Below are 1,364 nucleotides of genomic sequence, written 5' to 3' on the forward strand. Positions count from 1 at the left end.
TGCTTTTTTTTCAAAGCAAACAAAGCGGTTTGTGCTTGTTTAAAAGACATATCTTTTAGATTTTTTACTCCTATGAAAGAGAGAAGCCTACTTTCTTCAGATTGTGTTTTTTTAATTAATTCTTTGATTTCATTCATCTGTTCAGAAGAGATACCCGCAAGAAGTGTTATTCCATCTGTATCGTCTTCTTTTCTTGCAACATTAAGAAGCATGCCTAAGAGATATCTACGTGCGTAGCTTATAGTAGAACCAACCGCTTGTGTGTTATTTTTGCTTCCCGTAGCATCAATGGGAAATGTTCCTTGTGTTGATATTTCATTGCCCGATATATGCTTTAAAGTCATTTCTACAGTTATGTCATTTGAACTCTGGTCTTTGATACGAGAGAACAAGGCAAAGTGATGTTTTGCAAGAGGTTCTTTAATAGCATCAATATATTTATCAAGCGTTGTATAGAGGCTTTTAGTATGTGTATTAATGGCATTTTGTTCGATATTTTTATATTCCACTTGTATAGTAGAAAGATCACGGACAAAGTTTTGACGCTCTTGTCGTTCTATCTCCTTTTCTCGCAATTCAAGAAGACGCTTGAGACGATCCATATCGACATCATTTTCTAGAGCTCTTTCTAAAATAAGCTCCATAGCTGTAGATTTGACTTCACAATCGTTTGTTTTGTTTACTTCTGTTAAGTTCGTGTTTTGTTCACTCATCTTGATTTCCTCCTATTTGAGCGCAATTCCCCCGTGGCGTGAATCACGCTGGTGTTTAAAAGTTGGTTTTTCGGTGTTAGAAACGGCTTATGTAGCTTATATCGCTTGCTGAATAGTCACTTTCGTAGATGATTGAATTGCGTCCACGAATTTCAAGATTACCAGAAATATTTACATTATCGAAAATATATACTCCATCTAGAATTTTCATATTTCCGGAAATGTGTGCTTTATCACTTATATAAGCATTTCCATAGACACGGGCATAGCCATAAACATGGCCCAAAACTCGAGCCTCACCATAAATTTGTGCATTGCCGTAAACTTGTGCATCATATTCAACATATGCTTCACCGCAAACTTTTGCATTTTCATAAACACGCGCCCTGCCTGTAATTTCTGCGCATTCAAATACTTGTGCATTGCCGAAAATCTTAGCGTCACCATAAACCATAGCTTTATGCCAAACCCAACAATCGCCTTCATGCGATAGGTTGTCTTCTTTTTGTATATAGCCGCCTAAGTAACCCTTTTTAATATTTCTAAAATCTCTTAATGCACGTATGCGATAAAGTTTTTTACTTTTATCGGTTCTTGCATCATAAAATTCTTTTATTTCATCAGTAAGTTCGTATTTCTTTTCCATGATTT

General features: G+C 35.8%; 2 protein-coding genes. Both read right to left on the reverse strand.

Features of this window, described 5'->3' with window-relative positions; genetic code table 11:
* Nucleotides 1-713: ERF family protein (locus ACFIMQ_RS09335; protein WP_375703925.1), on the reverse strand; the 713-nt coding region annotated here is incomplete at its 3' end.
* Nucleotides 714-789: 76 nt separating this feature from the next.
* Nucleotides 790-1,359 carry a hypothetical protein gene (locus ACFIMQ_RS09340; protein WP_375621848.1) on the reverse strand — a complete coding sequence of 190 codons (570 nt, stop codon included), beginning with the start codon at nt 1,357-1,359 and terminating at the stop codon, nt 790-792.
* Nucleotides 1,360-1,364: the final 5 nt, after the last annotated feature.

This window comes from Bartonella sp. AD13SXNS (assembly GCF_042196465.1).
Lineage (GTDB): Bacteria > Pseudomonadota > Alphaproteobacteria > Rhizobiales > Rhizobiaceae > Bartonella.

Bases quoted from the DNA above. Each gene is read 5' to 3' on its own strand.
- ACFIMQ_RS09340 (WP_375621848.1), bottom strand. From the start codon at position 1,359: ATGGAAAAGAAATACGAACTTACTGATGAAATAAAAGAATTTTATGAT.